Genomic DNA, 17,667 nt, shown 5'->3' on the forward strand with positions numbered 1-17,667 from the left:
TGAATGCGTCGCAATCTCGCTGGGATATATGCCGCATCCGGAATAGATTCCAGATGTGGCATATATATTGGCTTACTGTCCCTTACTTTATCCGCAGTAGGCGGACGCGGGGCGTTATGTTAAGCGCTAGGAACTCCGTGGCGGCTTTGTATAGTCTGCACAGAGTTTGAGGAAACGGGTGTTCGCTTCCTCCTCGCCGATACTCACCCGGACGCCTTCATTGCCGAACGCCCGCACGGACAGGGCACGTTCTCCCGCCAGTGCTGCGAAGTCCGCACTGTTTTCGCCCAGATCGAGCCACACGAAGTTGCCCTGGGCGTCCGGCACGAACCAGCCGAGCTCTCGCAACCCGGCCGTGACGCGGTCACGCTCATCCACCAGCCTTTGTACCCTTTCTACAACCTGGCTGAAGTTCTGCAGGGACGTGACGGCTGCGCGCTCGGCGATCTGGGATACGGCGAACGGCGTGGCGGCGACCCGGAGGTGCTGGGTAAGGTCCGGGTTGGAGACGCTGTACCCCACACGAAGCCCGGCCAGGCCGTGGGCCTTGGAGAATGTCCGCAGGACCACCACGTTCGGGTACTTGCGGTACATCTCGATCCCGTTCACGGCGTGCTCCGCGCGAACGAACTCCTGGTAGGCCTCGTCGATGACGATGACCACGTCCGAAGGGACCGAGCGGATGAACCGTTCGGTTTCTTCGGCTTCAAGGATGGGCCCGGTGGGGTTGTTGGGGGTGCACAGCAGGATGACTTTGGTGCGCGCGGTGACGGCTGCTGCCATGGCGTCGAGATCGTGGCGGCCGTCGGGCGTCAGCGGGATCCGCACGCTCTCAGCCCCGGCGAGCCCGACGCAGATGGGGTAGGCCTCAAAGGACCGCCAGGCGTAGATGACTTCATCGGCTTTGCCGTCGTCGTTCTGCCCGGCGAAGGTCACCAGGAGCTGGTTCAGGGCGCCGAGGCTGCCAGCACCGGTGACAATGTCTTCGGAAGGGACCTGCAGGAATTCCGCAAGCGCCCCCCGGAGCTTGCTGCTGAGCGGATCCGGGTAGCGGTTGAAGTCCGTCTGGTCCGCGATGGCCTGCAGCACTGCAGGCAGGGGCGGAAGCGGGTTCTCGTTCGAGGACAGTTTGTAGCTGGCAAGGCCCTCGACGGCGGCCGGGGGCTTGCCGGCGGCATAGCGGGGCAGCCTGTCCACGACCGGACGGGGCCTGATTCCCCCGGCGGGGTTCTCTGGTGAAGTCATGCCAACTAGCCTACTTCTCCGGTCCTGCCGCTTTCCTGCGCCGTATGAAAGCATGGGGCCATGTTCTCTTTCATCTTGCGGGTTCTCATCAACGGCTTGGCTCTCGGGATCGCGAGCTGGATCCTGCCCGGCCTGGATATCTCCACCACCGCAACGACGGAAGCCGTTGCCCATGGTGGTGTCACACAGGGAACGGATCCGCTTGGTGTAATTCTTGCCTACCTTTTCATTGGCCTGATCTTCGGCCTGGTCAATGCACTGGTACGGCCGATCGTCAGCCTGCTGTCCCTGCCGATCACCATCCTGACGCTGGGCCTGTTCACGATCGTCATTAACGCCGCCATGCTGTTCCTGACGTCCTGGCTGAGCAGCTACACCCCCGTCCACTTCACCATTGACTCCTTCTTCTGGACTGCCGTGCTGGCTGCCATCATCATCACGGTGGTCTCCCTCGTTGCGGGCAGGATCACCGGCGTCCGGCGCTAAGCGGGCTAGCGCGCCCCAGCACCTGCCCGCCTAGCGGCCGACCCACCTGGCTGCCCCTTGGAGCGGCCTGTCCTGCTGGCGCGCCGTCGGGGCCTTCGGTTCCCGGTTTACGGCAAAGCGGGTGGCGGTCCCTGCCCCTCCCGCGCCAACAACGCCAGCGAGGACCGCCGTGTTCGCGACCAGGGACGGGTCTTTGCTGGCCGACACTGCCTTGGCGCCCTCCTCGTAGTTGCCAATGTTGTGGCCCGGCCCCAGGTTGAGATCAAAACCCGGCGGCCTGAACACCCTGTCGGTCAGCGTGACGGTGACCCTTTCCCTGGTGTCCGGGTTAGGAGTTCCGTCACTACCGGGAACCCAATCCTGGCGATGTTCGAGGTGGAGGGACGTGATTCCCGGTGCCGGCGAAATCGCGCCCACCGGTGAACCGGCCGTCAGCACATACTTCAGGTCGAATTCGGCGAGGAACGCCTTGTCACTGCTGAGGTTCATGGCATGTGCCCCGCCCTGGCTGTAGCCCACAGCCACTACCTGATCCCCTTTGACTGCACCGGCCTGGTGCAATGCCGACAGCACGGCAGCATTCAGGTATTCCGAGCCATAGCCCAGGGCCTCGGCAATCCCGGCCTCATCCAGCGGGTTCGAACCCCCTGCCGGATCCCCGGGCTGGGTTCCCGGGATGATGACGATATACGCTTTTCGGCCGTCCGCCTCCACTTGCACCACCTCGATCTTTCCGTGGCCCTCAGCGTCAAGTTCGCGAAGCCTGGCGAGGAGGCCGGCGGGCGAGGTGTCCACGACCACATCCCGGGTGAGTTCCTCGACGGCCGTGACGGGACGCGGCTTGAGGAAGGGAAGCGTGCCCTCCGCCAGCCTCCGCATCAACGGGCCAATGGCCAGGAAACCCCGGCCTGCTGCAACCTCGGCTGCCAACGCGCGAGCCAGCTCCGCAGGGGAAATTCCTATCATCAGTGCGAGTGACAAAGGCGCCGCGAGCGCCTCGGCAGCGTCGCGGCTCGGCACAAACGTGGTCTTCAGGTCCAGATAGAGCGCAGGCAGGAAGCCCCAGCCGTCGTCCGGCATGCGGACCCCCGCGGCGGCCAATGACTCTGCCGTTTCGTAGTCCCGGCGGCTCGCCCGGACCTGGCTGCTGAGGTGTTGGAGTTCTTCCCTGACGGCGCGGACTGCCTGGCCCCCTTCACCCACCGCAATCAGTGCGGCCGTGCCGCTTGTTCGGGGATCGTTCTCGTAGGGACACAGTTCTTCCCAGATCCGCCGGACCCCGATCTCAACCGCAGCGAGTTCGTCAGCCATGCCGTCAAGTTCAGCCACACCGGCCATAAGCTCTTCCAGTTGAAAGCTGATTCCTCCGACTCCGCCGCGGATCCGCATGCTGCGGTCCGTTGCCGGCTCCAGCGGTGGTAGCTGTCCGCCGCTTCCTGAGGGCGTGGCCTCTGCCATCAGTACCCTCCGCCGGGCGTCCGCTGGGATGAGACAGAAACCTGCTGTGAGTGGCGGAGGACAGCTTCATAGGCCGCCATCAGCCGCTCCCGTGCGCGACTCAGCGCGGCCGCCTGCAGCGAGATGGCGGTGCGGTACGCCTCGCCGGCCGGCGACTGCCACTCCGAGAGTTGAACCCGGCGGAAGGCGAGCATCGACGTATCGAGGCGGTGCGCAAAGCCCGCGACGCGCCAGGCCAGCTGCTGCACCTCAAAGCTTCGCGAACCGCAGGTGTTGGCATCCGCTGCAGTGATGCTGCCGCTCATTCCCTTGTCCCCTGACTTTTGTCGTTCCCCATGGTCGGTAATAACGACGCTACGGAGCGGTGCAGCGGCATGGAACTGGCGGCGTCGGCTATGTGGAAAACGGAGGGCACCCGAACCTGAGGCCCGGCGGGGAGAAGTCACACGGACAGCGCGCTTAAGGGGCAGCGCGACTTCGTGAAAGAATCAGCACATGCCTGAAACTGCCGCCACAGCTGAGACCCGTACGCCTTCCGGACGCCTGGCCCTTGCCGCCTCGCCGGACAAGATCGCCCTAGGCCCGCTGGACGGCCGGTACCAGTCCGCGGTCGCACCGTTGGTGGATTACCTGTCCGAGGCGGCCCTCAACCGGGATCGCGTGGCCGTGGAAGTCGAGTGGCTCATCCACCTGACCAGCAACAGCGTCCTCCCGGGCGCCGGTCCGCTGACGCCCGAACAGCAGGACCAGCTCCGCGCCATCGTCACGGAATTCGACTCCGCGTCGGTCACCGAGCTGGCCGACATCGAGGCCGTAACGGTTCACGACGTCAAGGCAGTCGAGTACTACATCGGCCGCAGGCTGCCGGCCATCGGCATTGAGCGGCTTACCGCCATGGTGCACTTCGGCTGCACCTCGGAAGACATCAACAACCTCTCCTACGCGCTGGGCGTCAAGGGCGCCGTGGAGGACGTGTGGCTGCCCGCCGCCAAGGCGCTGGTGGCCCAGATCAGCAGGATGGCTGACGACAACCGCAGCGTGCCCATGCTTTCCCGCACGCACGGACAGCCGGCCACACCCACCACCCTGGGCAAGGAACTGGCCGTCATCGCGCACCGCCTGACCCGCCAGCTGGACCGGATTGCCAGGACGGAATACCTGGGCAAAATCAACGGCGCCACCGGCACCTACGCCGCCCACGTCGCTTCCGTTCCCGGCGCGGACTGGCAGCACGTGGCGAAGTCCTTCGTTGAGGGCCTGGGCCTGACCTGGAACCCGCTGACCACCCAGATCGAAAGCCACGACTGGCAGGCGGAGTTGTACGCCGACGTCGCGCGGTTCAACCGGATCCTGCACAACGTGTGCACCGACATCTGGAGCTACATCTCCATCGGCTACTTCGCGCAGATCCCGGTGGCGGGCGCCACGGGTTCCTCCACCATGCCGCACAAGGTCAACCCGATCCGCTTTGAGAACGCCGAAGCCAACCTGGAGATCTCCTCCGGCCTGCTGGACGTGCTGGGCTCCACGCTGGTCACCTCGCGCTGGCAGCGCGACCTCACCGACTCCTCCAGCCAGCGCAACATCGGCGTGGCCTTCGGGCACTCCTTGCTGGCCATCTCGAATGTGGTCAAGGGCCTGGAGCGCCTGGACGTAGCCGAGGACGTCCTGGCGGGCGACCTCGACACCAACTGGGAAGTTCTGGGCGAGGCCATCCAAATGGTGATGCGCGCCGAGGCGATTGCCGGCGTCGAAGGAATGGAAAACCCCTACGAGCGGCTCAAGGACCTGACCCGCGGACAGCGCGTGGATGCCGCCCGGATGCAGGAATTCGTCCAGGGCCTGGGCCTCTCCGCGGACGCCGAAGCCCGGCTGCTGGCCCTGACACCGGGCAAGTACACAGGCATCGCGGACCAGCTGGTGGACCACCTCAAATGAGGCTTCTGCTCATTCGCCACGGCCAGACCCCCGGCAACGTCCTGGGGCAGCTGGACACCGCTCACCCGGGACCGGGGCTGACGGAACTCGGCGAACGCCAGGCCGAGGCTCTTTCCCGCGCCCTGGCGAATGAGCGGATCCATTCCCTCTACGCCTCCACCCTGGTCCGGACCCAGATCACGGCAGCGCCGCTGGCGCGGCTCCACGGGCTGGACACTGAGGTGATTGAGGGCATCCACGAGATCGAAGCCGGTGCGCTCGAAAAGCTGACGGACCATGAATCGCACAAGCGGTACCTGGGCACCATATTTTCCTGGGCCGACGGCGACCTGGACCGCCGGATGCCTGCAGGTCCCAGCGGCCGGGACTTCTTCGACCGCTATGACGCCGCGATCGCTGCAGTGGCGGAGCGGGCAAACGGAATCGGGGATTCCGGATCCGTTGCCGTGGTCAGCCACGGGGCGGCCATCCGCGTATGGGCAGGACTGCGGGCAGGCAACATTGAGCCGGACTTTGCCGCGAAGCATGTGCTGAACAACACCGGCATTGTGGCCCTGGAGGGCGATCCCGACGACGGCTGGAAGCTCATCCACTGGGACGACAGCCCCGTGGGCGGCCTGGCTCTGGCCGATCCGACCGCGCAAGACCCCACCGGCAGACAGGCCTAGCAGTAGCTCCCCGAGCGCGCCTCCACCCGTCGGCGCAGGGGATGCGGGCGCTGCAGGAGCATCGCGGCCTCTGCCGTGGCCTCCAGTGCTGTGGGGCGCTCCGCCGCATGCCTGGCTGTCATCGATCCCAGCAGCGATGCCCATTGTGAACCGAGATGCTGCGGTATGCCGGGGCTCCTCAGCGTCCTTGCGACCAGGGACTCGGCGGCCGTCCCGGGAAAGGCCTTGACTCCCGTCAGGCATTCGAGCAGCACCAGCCCCAAGGCATAGATGTCGTCAGCCGGCCGGACTGTCTCGCCGTTCGCCTGCTCCGGACTCATGTACTGAACGGTGCCGGAAGACGTCCCGGGCTCCGGCTCGGTTCCGGCAGGTGCAGCGATGCCGAAGTCGATGATCCGGACAGGGCACTTGCGCAGGCGGCTCAGCAGCAGGTTCGCCGGCTTGATGTCACGGTGCACGATCCCGCGCGCATGCAGGTGCCGCAGTCCGGACAGGAGACCCACCGCCCAAGGAGCTACCTCGCTCCCGGGCACTGGCCCCCAACGGATTGTTTCCGCAAGGCTGCTGCCGTACACCAGTTCCTGGACCAGGAAGGGGCAGCCTGCCCAGCGGGAATCCGCCGCCCCGGTGCCCTTGTCAACAAATTTTACGAGCGCCGGATGGCGCAATCCCTCCATCAGGACAGCCTCGGCGGCGATACGTTCCCCGTTCCGCTTGTCCGCCAGTGCAGCCACTTTAACGGCGACCGGACGGCCGTCACGGTGGTCGGTACCACGGAACACTTGGGCGGTGGCACCGACGCCTAACCTTTCATGCAGCAGATAGCGCGTGTCCGAACCGGCATCCCATATCTCGGGAGGCTGGCCGCCGCAGTCGCTGGTCATGACATGCGGATATCGGCCAGGAGGCTGGCGGCGGGTGCCGCGTTTACCCAAGAGTCGAGCTGGAAGCCGCATCGGCACCGCCACACTTCGGGCAGGTCGGCCAGGGCTTCGCCGGCATCGTAGGAGTAGGCCGACATGGTCTGCGCGGCCGGTTTGGACCATTCCATGGCAACGCCGCAGTGCTTGGGCGGGTATCCAGCCGCGCCGGATCCGTCCGGGATACGGGCTGAATCGGTCATGGTGCCTGATGGCCCCGCAGTCATTTCGGTCCCCTGGCCCCGTCCGTCAAATCGTGTGAACGTAACCAAGCGAACCCAACTCCCTATGCCAAGCGCCAAACTACCTACGGTCAACCCTATTAATAGTAAGCATACATATAAGTAGTCAATATAACTAGCTTGTCTAACTATCTACTCAGGTGAAGGGATGGTCGTCCGGCTCGATCGCCTCGCGCATTCGCTGGAGAAAAGCGATAACGACGCCGGCTTCTTCCGCGGTCAGCCCCTCCGCCACCGCCATCATCCTGCGATGCATGGCTCCGAGGGTGGCCCGGACTTCGGTATCGGATTCGACGGTCGGTACGACTATCAACGATCGCCGGTCGGTGGGGTGCGGCTCGCGACGCACATGGCCACTGCCGACGAGGCGGTCTATCAGCGAAGTCGTGGAGGCGCTGGTAATGCCCAGGAATGTACTGAGGTCCTTGGGAACAACCGCCCTGTTCGAGGCCCGTGCGCGCAGGAGGTATCGCAGGGCGAGGATATCCGTCTCCCCCATGCCCATCGAATCCCTGGTTGCCCGGCGCGTTGCCACCTCGGCATTGCGATAGTCACGCAGGGACTGCAATACGGCTGCGCCATGGTCGAACTGCCCGTCGGCGCCGTACCAATAGCCGGATCCGGCACTGCTGTTCAAAGCCATTGAGTAATACTAGCCGATCTGATATCTAGACGGACTTGATAAATCCTCACGGGCGGACATCTTGTTCTCCGGCCGCTTACCCGCAGGAAACACCGCGGTAACGGCACCCTCTTAGGCTTATTTTGCATAACCCTTCGGCGAATCGAGGCAGTGATGCAGACCAACCCCCGTCTCAACATCAGGCAGGTCACTTGGGCCAACCCCGTGGGCGCCGACCTGCGTGCGGCACAGCAGGCGGAACTGGACGCCCGCTTCGGCACGAAGGACCACGAACCCGGCCCGCCGCCGTCGGAAGCGGATACCGCCGTGTTCCTGGTGGCCTATGAGAAGAGCTCCGGCCAGCCGGTGGGCTGCGGCGGACTGAGGATGCTGGACTCCACGACGGCCGAAATCAAGCGGCTGTACGTACTTCCCTACACCCGCGGTTCGGGGGTGGCGAGCTCCATCCTTGCAGCACTGGAGGCGCACGCGTACGGCATGGGCGTCACCTCCATCACCGCCGAAGCGGGCTCCGCCCAGCCGGACGGGAGGAACTTCTACCAAAGCTGCGGCTTTGACGAAATTCCGAACTTCGGCCCCTACATCGGCATGGAGCACTCCTACTGCTACGCCAAGAAGATCGATTCCCACAGCGCCGCCCACACTGCCATGGCCTGACTGCGGCAGCGCCTGCCGCAGTCGTGACTTGGCGCGCCGTCATACTGCGGCAGGCGCAGGCCCGTCGGCTAATCTCGCCTTATGGAATCGGCAGACATTACCTTCCGCACCCGCAAATGGGTGCGCCCTGAAGACCTCAATGCGAACGGCACGCTGTTCGGCGGGAGCCTGCTGAAATGGATCGACGAGGAAGCGGCCATCTACGCCATCCTGCAACTTGGCAACGGCCGGGCAGTCACCAAGTACATTTCCGAAATCAATTTCGTCAGCTCCGCGGTACAGGGAGACCTGATTGAGATGGGGCTGACCGCCACGCGATTCGGCCGGACATCGCTGACCATGCGCGCCGAAGTGCGGAACATGATCACCCGGCAGAGCATCCTCACCATCGAGGAAATCGTGTTCGTGAACCTCGACCCGCACGGCAAGCCCGAACCCCACGGCTATACCGAGATCACTTACGACCGCGACCGCATCCCCACCCACCACCTGACCGAGACCCTGGAACAGGACTGACCCTTCCGGGGTACTCCGGAAGTTCACGATGCGTTAAAGCCACGGGCATGCGCTGTTGGGGCGCCTGGACAAGACTCGAACGCCGGGGCCGGGTAGTTTATCGAATCGATAGCTATAAACGGCCCGAATCGGCATGAGCCGCTATAGGCTTGCCGGACAATGCTCCGGTTCCAGTTCAGAAATGGGTCTCAATCGTGCACAAACTCAAGACAATGGTTGCCGCCGCCGTCGCCATCACCCTTCTAGCCGGCTGCGGCGCCGGCAGCGCGGCTCCCGAAAGCTCCGGAAGTTCCTCCGCCGCAGGGGCGTCGGGCGACACTCTGGTGGTGTACACCAACTCCAACGGAGAGGGCCGCGGAGAGTGGCTGACGAAAAAGGCAGCGGACGCCGGCTTCAAGATTGAGATTGTGGGCGCCGGCGGCGCAGACGCGACCAACAAACTGATCGCCGAAAAGAACAACCCCATTGCGGACGTCGCCTTCGGCCTCAACAACATGTACTTCGCCCAGGTCAAAGCGGCCGGTGCGATCGAGGCCTATGAGCCTGCCTGGGCAGGCGAAGTGGATCCCTCGCTCGCAGACAGCGACGACGACAAGGCCTACTGGCCGCTGGTTAAGCAGGCCATTATGCTCGGCTACAACTCGGATAAGTTCACCCAGGAGCAGGCACCGAAGGACTGGACGGACCTGTGGTCCAAAGACGAGTTCAAAACACGCTATGAGCGGGTCACTGGTCTGGGAACCGCCACGGCGCAGCTGGTATTCGCCGGTATTCTCGCCCGCTACAAGGACGATTCCGGTGACTTGGGCATCTCCGATGAAGGCTGGAAGCAGGTGGAGCAGTACTTCAAGAACGGCAGCCCCGCCGTCGCGAAAACCGATCTCTTCGCCCGCATCGCGTCTGGCGACGTGGACATGGGTCAGATGCCGTCGTCCATCGTGGCGGAACGTGAGAAGTCCTTCAAGGTGAATGTCGAAACGGTGGTGCCGTCCGTGGGCGTCCCCCTCGCCGTGGAGCAGGTCGCCCTGGTGAAGGGAACCGACAAGAAGGAACAGGCCCAAAAGTTCATCGACTGGTTCGGCAGTGCCGACGTCCAGGGTGAGTTTGCACAGCAGTTCAACTCCATGCCGGTGAACAAGAGCGCCGCCGCCAAGGCCAGGCCGGAGGTGGTGGAGTTCTTCAACGGACTGAAGCAGCAGGAGATCGACTGGAACTTCGTCCAGGAAAACATGGGCTCGTGGGTGGAAAAGATCGAGCTCGAGTACATGACGTAACCCTGGCCGCCCCCCGCTTCCGCAGTCCCACAAGACAGGTTTCCCATGATCCGCTTGGACAACATCGAAGTTTCCTTCGGCGATTTTATTGCCATCCCGCACCTGGACCTCCACGTCCGGCCCGGTGAATTCTTCACGCTGCTGGGCCCGTCGGGGTGCGGCAAAACGACGGCACTCCGGACGTTGGCAGGCTTCATCGAGCCGTCCGCGGGGTCGGTCCATGTGGACGGCAAGAACGTCACGCGCCTGCCGAGCGACAAGCGCCAGGTGGGGATGGTTTTCCAGAACTATGCTCTGTTCCCGAGCATGAGTGTGTGGGAAAACATCGCGTTCGGCCTACGTGTGCGGAAGGAAAAGTCCGCCGAGAGCGACCGCCTGGTGCGCGACATCGCGCGCCGGGTGGAGCTCAGCGATGAACAGCTGGACAAGAACGTGGCAGAGCTGTCGGGAGGCCAGCAGCAGCGGGTTGCCGTTGCCCGCGCCCTGGTGCTTCGGCCCAAGATCCTGCTCCTCGACGAACCGCTGTCCAATCTCGACGCCAAGCTGCGCCACCAATTGCGGCAACAGCTCAAGGACCTGCAGAGCGAGTTCGGCATCACCACTGTGTACGTGACCCATGACCAGGACGAGGCCTTGGCCATGAGCGACCGCGTGGCCGTCTTCAACAAGGGGGTGGTGGAGCAGGTGGGCACTCCGCAGGACATCTACGACCGGTCGGCCACCGAATTCGTATGCAATTTCATCGGCGACAGCTCCGCCCTGACCGCGGACTTCATCAATGAACTGAACAGGCTCTCGGACGCCGGGCTCGGCACGGCAGCAAACTCCTACCTGCGGGTGGAAAAAGCCTCGCTGACGCCGCCCGCAGCCGGCAGCACCGCCGTCGGGCTTTCCGGAAAGGTGGTGTCCCGCACGTATCACGGGCTCCACAGCCGTTACGTGGTGCGCAGCCACGGCGCCGACATCCGCCTGCTGGTCAAGGAGGACGGCGGGGTGCATCCCGCGACGGGGGCGGAAACCACGATATTCGTGCAGCCGGGCCACGTGCTGCAGTACCACCCCGATACCGGCGCCGCGCTTGCCTCGCAGGATCCGGCCGGTCAGGAGCAGGCAGCGCAGGATCAGGCAGCGTCCCTCCGATGAGCAGCGGCAACTCAGCCAGAAGCATGTTCCGTTCCCCGTTCATCATCATCGTGGGAACGGTCCTGACCTGGTTCATCGCGGCGTTCCTCGTCTGGCCCAACGCGAACGTGCTGATCGAAACCTTCTTCCCCGAAGGAAACTTTTCGGGCCGGGCGGCCGAAAAGCTTTTCTCCTCCCAGCGCGCCATGAAATCCCTGGGCAACAGCTTCCTGCTGGCAGTGGCACTCTCCATCACGGTGAACGTGGTGGGCATCTTCATCGTCCTGGTCACCCATTACTTCAGGATCCGCGGTTCCAGGATCCTGTTCCTGGGCTACGCCACCACGTTCATCTACGGCGGCATCGTGCTGGCGGCGGGCTACAAATTCATTTACGGCGACAAGGGAATCGTCACGGCATTCCTGCTGAACATCTTTCCCGGGATGGATCCGGGATGGTTTTCGGGATTCTTCGCCGTTTTGGCGGTGATGACCTTCGCCACCACCACCAACCACATGCTGTTCGTTGCGAACGCCCTCAAAGGCGTCGACTACCAGACCATCGAAGCGGCCAGAAACCTTGGCGCGTCAACCTGGACCATCCTTCGCCGCATCGTGCTGCCGATGCTGAAGCCCACCCTCTTCGCCGTCACCATCCTGTCCTTCCTGACCGGCCTGGGGGCACTCAGCGCGCCGCAGGTCCTGGGCGGACGCGACTTCCAGACCATCACCCCGATGATCCTCACGTTCACGAACAGCCCCACCTCCCGAGACCTGGCGGCGTTGCTCGCCGTCATCCTCGGTGTGGCCACCATCGTGATGCTCGCGGTCATGTCGCGCCTGGAAAAGGGCGGCACCTACTTTTCCGTATCCAAGGTTTCCTCGGCGCTCCAGAAGCAGGAAATCTCCAACCCGGCAGCAAACATTGCCGTCCACGCGGCCGCCTACCTGCTGTTTGCGGTGTACACCCTGCCAGTGGTCCTGATTGTGCTGTTTTCCTTCGCAGACGGCGCCGCCATCCAGACCGGACAGCTCTCGCCGGGCAGTCTCACCTTCGACAATTATGTGCGCGTGCTGACCCAGCCCTCCGGCCTGAGGCCATTTGTCATCAGCGTTGTCTACAGCGCGCTTGCTGCGGTGATCGCCGTGGGCGGCCTGCTCTTCGTGGCGCGGATCCTGCAGAAACACAAGAACTGGGTAACGGCGTCGTTCGAGTACCTGCTGCACATCCCGTGGATCCTGCCGTCGGCTTTGCTGGCTTTGGGGTTGATCATCAGCTACGACCACCCGAATCCGCTGGTGGGCGGTGCCGTCCTGACCGGGACCACCGTCATCCTCCTGATCGCGTTTGTCACGGTGAAGATCCCCTTCACGTTAAGGATGCTCAAGGCGTCCTTTGCGTCGGTGAATTCATCGCTGGAGGAGGCGGCAACCATCATGGGGGCAAGAACGATTTACGTCTTCCGGCGCATCCTGCTGCCACTGGTCCTTCCCGCCGCTGCCGCCATCGCTGCCCTCAACTTCAACAGCATGCTGGACGACTACGACACCGCCATCTTCCTGGCCCACCCGCTGGTCCAGCCGCTGGGCCTTGTCATCAAGGCCAACACGGACGGCGCAGAAGGCGTGGACGGTGTTTCCAACACCTTTGTGTACACGGTGCTGCTGATGGTCATCACCGGGCTGACGATGTACCTGGTCTACGGAAGGTCGGGCGGCCGGTCTGCCATGCGTCGGCGGAAGGACGGGACACGCGGCGGATCCGGCGCCGCTGCCGACACGACTGCTCCCGCGGCATCGCCCGTTGCGGAGACAGCGGACGCCAAGGCGTCCGCGCCGAGTCCGGTGCCCTAAGCCCAGCCCCGAAAGACCGCGTCCGACGGCGGTGCGCAACCAGGCGGACGGCGCCCGCTAAGCGGTGCGGCTCAGCCGCCCGGCGACGCTGAGAATCCTGTCCCGGAACGGCTGGGCCGATTCGTCAAGCACAAGCCGGGTCATCGCGGAAGACGCCACCCGTAAGGCCTGGCTGCGAAGCACGCGCCGCTTATTGTAGGCCGCGAGCGCCTCCGGAAGCGGCCGCGAGTTGAGCAGCCCGGCGAGGGTAACCGAATCAACCAGGGCCTCGCAGGCCCCGCGTCCAAGGTTAGGCGTCATGCCGTGCGCCGCGTCTCCCACCAGCGCGGTGCCCCCGCGTGCGTAGTCCCCGAGGGCGGGCACTGTCCAGATCCGCTGGGCGAGCGTCCCTTCGGGGGCTGCCCCGGCGAGAACGCGAACGATTCCCGGAGCCTTTCCTGAAAAGCGCCGGCGGGTGAGATCCAGTGCCGCGGCGATATCGACGCCGCCGGGCCCCAGGTCCGACCGGTAGGACGCGTACCAGTAGGTCCGTTGCCGGGATGCCGGAGCGATGCCGAACAATTCACCGCGGCCCCAGTATTCGCCGGCCGTATCCCCGGCGACAGGTTCATCGATGATCCCGCGCAAGGCGAGGTAGGGACTGAGCCGTTCCAGGGACCGCGAGCCCCACCGTTGCCGGCGGACCACACTGTGGACGCCGTCGGCTCCCACCAGGAGCCCTGAGTCGGGAAACGCGGTCACCGCACCGGACACCCGGGTCACGGACTGCGGCACGGCAGAGTCCAGGAGGCGAAGCAGGTCAGCGCGTGAAACGCCGATCACGCCTGCAACCGCGGCCCGGAACCACGCCTTCCCGGACACGTCCCGCAGTGCCATGGCGTCAAAGGCGGAGCCTGCCGCCTGAATCTGCGGCAGGATCCCCACGGCGCCGAGCGCCTTTTGGGCCTCCGGCCACATGGCCAGGGACGTTTCAACTGTCGGCAGCGTGTTCCGCTGCTCGTGCACCGTGACGTGGAAGCGATCCGGATCAAGCGTCGCGGCGAGGGCCAGCCCGGCGATGCCTCCGCCCACGATTGTTATGCCGTACATTTCCCGAGTCTACGGCCGGAGCTGCTGCCGCCCTCGTGCCTAGTGGGCCCCGGGCCAGCCGGTGTAGGCCTCTGCCAGGTAGGCCCGGCCGTGGCGGGAGGAGACCACCGAGTTGAGTTCACCCAGCTGGCGGGCCCGGGAGAAGTCGTCGGCGTCCACCGGCGTGTGGAGCATCGAGGTCATCCAGTAGGAGAACTGCTGTGCCTTCCAGACGCGCTCCAGGGCGCGGTCGCTGTAGGCGTCCAACAGCACCGTGGAACCGCCCTTGCAGTAGCTTTCCAGCCCTTCGAAAAGGACCTTGACGTCGTGGATGGCCAGGTTCAAGCCCTTGGCGCCGGTGGGCGGGACGGTGTGGGCGGCGTCGCCGGCCAGGAAGAGCTTTCCGTGGCGCATGGGGGCGTGGACGAAGCTGCGGAACTTCAGCACCATCTTGTCGATGACCGGGCCTTCCTTGAGCTCGAAGCCGTTGCCGTTGACCCGGCTGCGGAAGGCGTCCCAGATGCGGTCCTCACTCCAGTTGTTCACGTCCTCGTTGGGATCGCATTGGAAGTACATCCGTTGAACGGTTTCGGTCCGCTGGCTGATCAGCGCAAAGCCGTTGTCCGAGTTGGCGTAGATCAGCTCGTCGGAGCTCCGGGGCGCCTCAGCCAGGATGCCGAACCACGCGAAGGGGTACTCGTGGAAGTACCATTTGCGGTCCGCCTCAGGGATCTGGAAGCGGCAGTGGCTGCGGGAGCCGTCCGCGCCGGTGATGAAATCGGCCTGCAGCTCATATTCCACACCGTCGGCGTCCGTGAACCAGACCTTTGGGGATCCTTCGATGTCGTGGATGGTGGTGTCCGTTACGCTGTAGCGGACGTCTCCGCCGTCGGCCTCGCGGCGAGCGGCCAGGTCCATGAACACGTCGGTTTGCGGGTAGAGCCACACCGACTCCCCCACCAGGTCCTGGAAATCGATCCGGTGGCTTTCGCCGTTGAAGCGCAGTTCAATGCCGTCGTGCCGGTCACCGTCGCGCAGCACGCGGTCCGAGACGCCGCTGTCCACCAACATGTTCACGGTGCCGTGCTCCAGGATGCCGGCGCGGACTGTCTCCTGGATTTCCTGGCGGCTCCGGATTTCGATGACGGTGGATTCTATGCCGGACTTGGCGAGCAGATGCGAGAGCATCAGGCCTGCCGGTCCTGCACCCAGAATGGCCACTTGGGTGGTGAGTACTTTGCGGGCTGCCATGGTGTTTCCTCGCTTCGTTGCGGGGCCCGGCGGGAGTGCCCGGGGCCTGTTGGATCGTCTGGAAACAGTGTGCGCCCCGATGCGTGATCCGCGTTACAGTGATTCCGTTGAACGGAATTTAGGTCTGAACCCGCAGCTCTGCAGGGCTCTGCGATTCAGCGAGACGGCGGCCGATGCCGCGGGCGGCTGTCTGCAGGGCCGGGACCAGCGCCTGCAGGCGCATCTCACGCAAGGGAACCACGACGCCGATCGCAGCCACCGTCCGCTTCCTCCGGTCCATCACCGGAACGGCAATGCCCCAGGTGTCCGGGTCCACCACACCGGCCAGCTGGGCGTACCCCTGGTGTGCAGCTTGGCCTAACTGGATGCGCAGTTCTTCCACCGTCAACCTGCCGGCAGGATCCGTGAAACCCGCAAGGTAGTCCGCCTGGACCGCGTGCGGCTGGTTGGCCATCAGGACCAGCCCGGCCGAGGACACGTGCACGGACATGCGGCCGGCGACCTGCGCCCGGTTCGCCACCGAGCCGCGCCGGGAAAGCCGCTCGACGAAAAGGGCTTCCCAGCCGTCCAGCACCGCAAGGTTCACGTTCTGATTGAGCACCTGCTGAATGTCCTCCATGAACGGCATGGCGGCCTGGCGCAGTTCCAGTGTGGGCGAATTGCGGTTAACGAGCTCCCAGAGCCGGAGCCCCAGTTGCACCGAACCGCCGGCACCGACGTCCAGCAGGCCGTGTCCGGCCAGCTGGCGCACCAGCCGGTGGGCCGTGGTGAGCGGCAGCCCCGCCCGCCCGGCGAGTTCCGAAAGCGGAAGCACGTTCACACCCTCCGGAAAAGCGGCAATGACGCGGACCACGCGGTCCACCACAGAGTCCCCGGAAACCGAGTTGGCCATACTTCCCCTTCCATTGAATGGTTCGAAGTGTCCCACATAACACTGCCCAGTGGTACAAATCTCAGGGTGGGGAACCTTTGATCCCGGCTTGTTTCGCACGGAAACAGAGCGCACCAATCAACTTTTTGAGGTAGCAATGTCAACGACGTCGTTGGAAAACAAATCACGCTGGCCCGTCTGGCTCTGCTGGCTGGCCATGGTCCTGGACGGCTTTGACCTGGTAGTGCTTGGCACCGTCATCCCCACGCTCATCAAGACCCACGACCTTGGCTTCGACGCCGTGGGCGCCACCTTTGCTGCGACTATCTCCCTGGTGGGCGTGGGCCTCGGAGCGCTGTTCATTGCACCGCTTTCCGACCGATTCGGCCGACGGAACCTGTTGGTTGCCTGCGTTACGTGGTTCTCCATCTTCACCATTGCCGTGGTCTTTGCCCCCAACGTGGCAGTCTTTAGCGCCTTCAGGCTGCTGGCGGGCCTGGGGCTGGGCGCCTGCCTTCCCGCCGCTTTGGCCTACATGAACGATTACGCCCCCGCGGGATCCGCCGGCAAGTCCACCACCCGGACCATGACGGGCTACCACGCAGGCGCAGTGGCCACCGCCTTCCTGGCGCTCATGGTCATCCCTGACTGGCGCATCATGTTCGTAGTTGGCGGCCTTGCGGGCTTCGTGCTGGTCCCGTTCCTGTGGTTCAAGCTGCCGGAAACGCTGCCCGCCGTCATCTCCCTTCCGGCGCCCGGCAAGGCCGCGGCAAAAGAACCCGCTCCTGCGGTGGAAGACCGTGCCAGCTTCAAGGACCTCGGGCGGAAACCGTACCCGCTCGTGGCCGCCGGTGTGGCCGTGGCCTCGTTCATGGGCCTGCTGCTGGTGTACGGACTGAATACCTGGCTGCCGCAGCTCATGTCGTCCGCCGGCTACACGCTCAGCGCCGGGCTCTCCCTCCTGCTGGTCCTGAACGTGGGCGCCGTGGCGGGCCTGGTAGTGGCCGGTATCCTGGCGGACAAGCACGGAACCAAGAAGATCGTGCTTCTCTGGTTCGGGCTCTCCGCCGTGTTCCTGGCAGTACTTAGCGTGAAAATCCAGAACGAGCTGCTCCTGAACGCGGCCGTCTTCGTCACCGGGGTCTTCGTCTTCAGCTCACAGGTGCTGGTGTACGCCTGGGTGAGCCAGCTGTTCCCGCCGCGGCTGCGCGGCACCGCGCTGGGCTTCGCCGCAGGCGTCGGACGCCTGGGGGCCATCCTCGGTCCGGCCGTGACAGGCACCCTTGTGGCCGCCGGAATCGCTTACCCCTGGGGCTTCTATGTCTTTGCCGCCGCGGCCGTTCTCGCCGTTGCAGCCCTCGCCCTGGTCCCGCAGGCGGTCACCGCGGCGGCGGGCAAGCGGACCGCCGTCGGGCCTTCCTAAATCCCCGCACCGCGGCGGGTTATCAAGCATGC

General features: G+C 64.6%; 18 protein-coding genes. 9 read left to right on the forward strand and 9 right to left on the reverse strand.

The window, feature by feature from the left end; all coding sequences use genetic code 11:
* Positions 1-126: 126 nt before the first annotated feature.
* Positions 127-1,245: a histidinol-phosphate transaminase gene (locus JOE41_RS10490; RefSeq protein WP_011693852.1), complete on the reverse strand. Its 1,119-nt coding sequence runs from the start codon at positions 1,243-1,245 to the stop codon at positions 127-129.
* A 60-nt stretch (positions 1,246-1,305) separates the two neighbouring features.
* On the opposite strand from JOE41_RS10490, the gene JOE41_RS10495 reads away from it, so the two are divergent.
* A complete protein-coding gene (locus JOE41_RS10495) occupies positions 1,306-1,731 on the forward strand; it encodes a phage holin family protein (protein ID WP_209752304.1) in 426 nt (141 codons plus the stop codon).
* Between the two features lie 30 nt (positions 1,732-1,761).
* On the opposite strand, the gene JOE41_RS10500 is transcribed toward JOE41_RS10495, so the two are convergent.
* A complete protein-coding gene (locus tag JOE41_RS10500; RefSeq protein ID WP_209752305.1) occupies positions 1,762-3,189 on the reverse strand; it encodes a hypothetical protein in 1,428 nt (475 codons plus the stop codon).
* Complete coding sequence (locus JOE41_RS10505) at positions 3,189-3,494, reverse strand: hypothetical protein (RefSeq protein ID WP_209752306.1); 306 nt, start codon at positions 3,492-3,494, stop codon at positions 3,189-3,191. The genes JOE41_RS10500 and JOE41_RS10505 overlap by 1 nt, the downstream gene beginning before the upstream one ends.
* Positions 3,495-3,684: 190 nt before the next feature.
* Between JOE41_RS10505 and purB the strand changes: the two genes are divergently transcribed.
* Positions 3,685-5,127 (forward strand): adenylosuccinate lyase, encoded by a 1,443-nt coding sequence (gene purB / locus JOE41_RS10510; protein ID WP_011693856.1) that lies wholly within the window; start codon positions 3,685-3,687, stop codon positions 5,125-5,127.
* A complete protein-coding gene (locus JOE41_RS10515) occupies positions 5,124-5,795 on the forward strand; it encodes a histidine phosphatase family protein (RefSeq protein WP_011693857.1) in 672 nt (223 codons plus the stop codon). Before purB ends, JOE41_RS10515 begins: the two co-directional genes overlap by 4 nt.
* Here the strand turns inward: JOE41_RS10515 and JOE41_RS10520 are convergent.
* The 3 genes from JOE41_RS10520 to JOE41_RS10530 all read right to left on the reverse strand — a co-directional run bounded on the left by JOE41_RS10520 (position 5,792) and on the right by JOE41_RS10530 (position 7,600).
* Positions 5,792-6,679 carry a serine/threonine-protein kinase gene (locus tag JOE41_RS10520; RefSeq protein WP_209752307.1) on the reverse strand — a complete coding sequence of 296 codons (888 nt, stop codon included), beginning with the start codon at positions 6,677-6,679 and terminating at the stop codon, positions 5,792-5,794. The genes JOE41_RS10515 and JOE41_RS10520 overlap by 4 nt on opposite strands.
* On the reverse strand, positions 6,676-6,918 hold the full coding sequence (locus JOE41_RS10525; protein WP_052309733.1) for a hypothetical protein: 243 nt from the start codon (positions 6,916-6,918) through the stop codon (positions 6,676-6,678). Before JOE41_RS10525 ends, JOE41_RS10520 begins: the two co-directional genes overlap by 4 nt.
* Before the next feature lie 175 nt (positions 6,919-7,093).
* Positions 7,094-7,600: a MarR family winged helix-turn-helix transcriptional regulator gene (locus tag JOE41_RS10530; RefSeq protein WP_209752308.1), complete on the reverse strand. Its 507-nt coding sequence runs from the start codon at positions 7,598-7,600 to the stop codon at positions 7,094-7,096.
* A 153-nt stretch (positions 7,601-7,753) separates the two neighbouring features.
* Between JOE41_RS10530 and JOE41_RS10535 the strand changes: the two genes are divergently transcribed.
* From JOE41_RS10535 to JOE41_RS10555, 5 genes are all read left to right on the forward strand, one after another.
* The gene (locus tag JOE41_RS10535; protein ID WP_011693860.1) at positions 7,754-8,257 is read left to right on the forward strand and encodes a GNAT family N-acetyltransferase; all 504 of its coding nucleotides are present in this window, start codon (positions 7,754-7,756) and stop codon (positions 8,255-8,257) included.
* A gap of 81 nt (positions 8,258-8,338) precedes the next feature.
* Positions 8,339-8,773 (forward strand): acyl-CoA thioesterase, encoded by a 435-nt coding sequence (locus JOE41_RS10540; protein WP_011693861.1) that lies wholly within the window; start codon positions 8,339-8,341, stop codon positions 8,771-8,773.
* 212 nt (positions 8,774-8,985) lie between these two features.
* Positions 8,986-10,047, forward strand: coding sequence for an extracellular solute-binding protein (locus JOE41_RS10545; protein ID WP_245200694.1), 1,062 nt, complete (start codon positions 8,986-8,988; stop codon positions 10,045-10,047).
* 45 nt (positions 10,048-10,092) lie between these two features.
* On the forward strand, positions 10,093-11,190 hold the full coding sequence (locus JOE41_RS10550) for an ABC transporter ATP-binding protein (RefSeq protein ID WP_209752310.1): 1,098 nt from the start codon (positions 10,093-10,095) through the stop codon (positions 11,188-11,190).
* Positions 11,187-13,022 (forward strand): iron ABC transporter permease, encoded by a 1,836-nt coding sequence (locus tag JOE41_RS10555; protein ID WP_209752311.1) that lies wholly within the window; start codon positions 11,187-11,189, stop codon positions 13,020-13,022. The genes JOE41_RS10550 and JOE41_RS10555 overlap by 4 nt, the downstream gene beginning before the upstream one ends.
* A 57-nt stretch (positions 13,023-13,079) precedes the next feature.
* Here the strand turns inward: JOE41_RS10555 and JOE41_RS10560 are convergent, their stop codons facing one another.
* The 3 genes from JOE41_RS10560 to JOE41_RS10570 form a co-directional block, all read right to left on the reverse strand.
* The gene (locus tag JOE41_RS10560) at positions 13,080-14,111 is read right to left on the reverse strand and encodes an FAD-dependent monooxygenase (RefSeq protein ID WP_209752312.1); all 1,032 of its coding nucleotides are present in this window, start codon (positions 14,109-14,111) and stop codon (positions 13,080-13,082) included.
* Positions 14,112-14,150: 39 nt separating this feature from the next.
* Positions 14,151-15,341 carry a 4-hydroxybenzoate 3-monooxygenase gene (locus JOE41_RS10565; protein WP_209752313.1) on the reverse strand — a complete coding sequence of 397 codons (1,191 nt, stop codon included), beginning with the start codon at positions 15,339-15,341 and terminating at the stop codon, positions 14,151-14,153.
* Positions 15,342-15,459: 118 nt separating this feature from the next.
* The gene (locus JOE41_RS10570) at positions 15,460-16,233 is read right to left on the reverse strand and encodes an IclR family transcriptional regulator (RefSeq protein ID WP_209752314.1); all 774 of its coding nucleotides are present in this window, start codon (positions 16,231-16,233) and stop codon (positions 15,460-15,462) included.
* Between the two features lie 136 nt (positions 16,234-16,369).
* Here JOE41_RS10570 and JOE41_RS10575 point away from each other — a divergent pair, with 136 nt between their 5' ends.
* Positions 16,370-17,635: an aromatic acid/H+ symport family MFS transporter gene (locus JOE41_RS10575; RefSeq protein ID WP_209752315.1), complete on the forward strand. Its 1,266-nt coding sequence runs from the start codon at positions 16,370-16,372 to the stop codon at positions 17,633-17,635.
* Positions 17,636-17,667: the final 32 nt, after the last annotated feature.

Source organism: Arthrobacter sp. PvP103 (assembly GCF_017833075.1).
Lineage (GTDB): Bacteria > Actinomycetota > Actinomycetes > Actinomycetales > Micrococcaceae > Arthrobacter.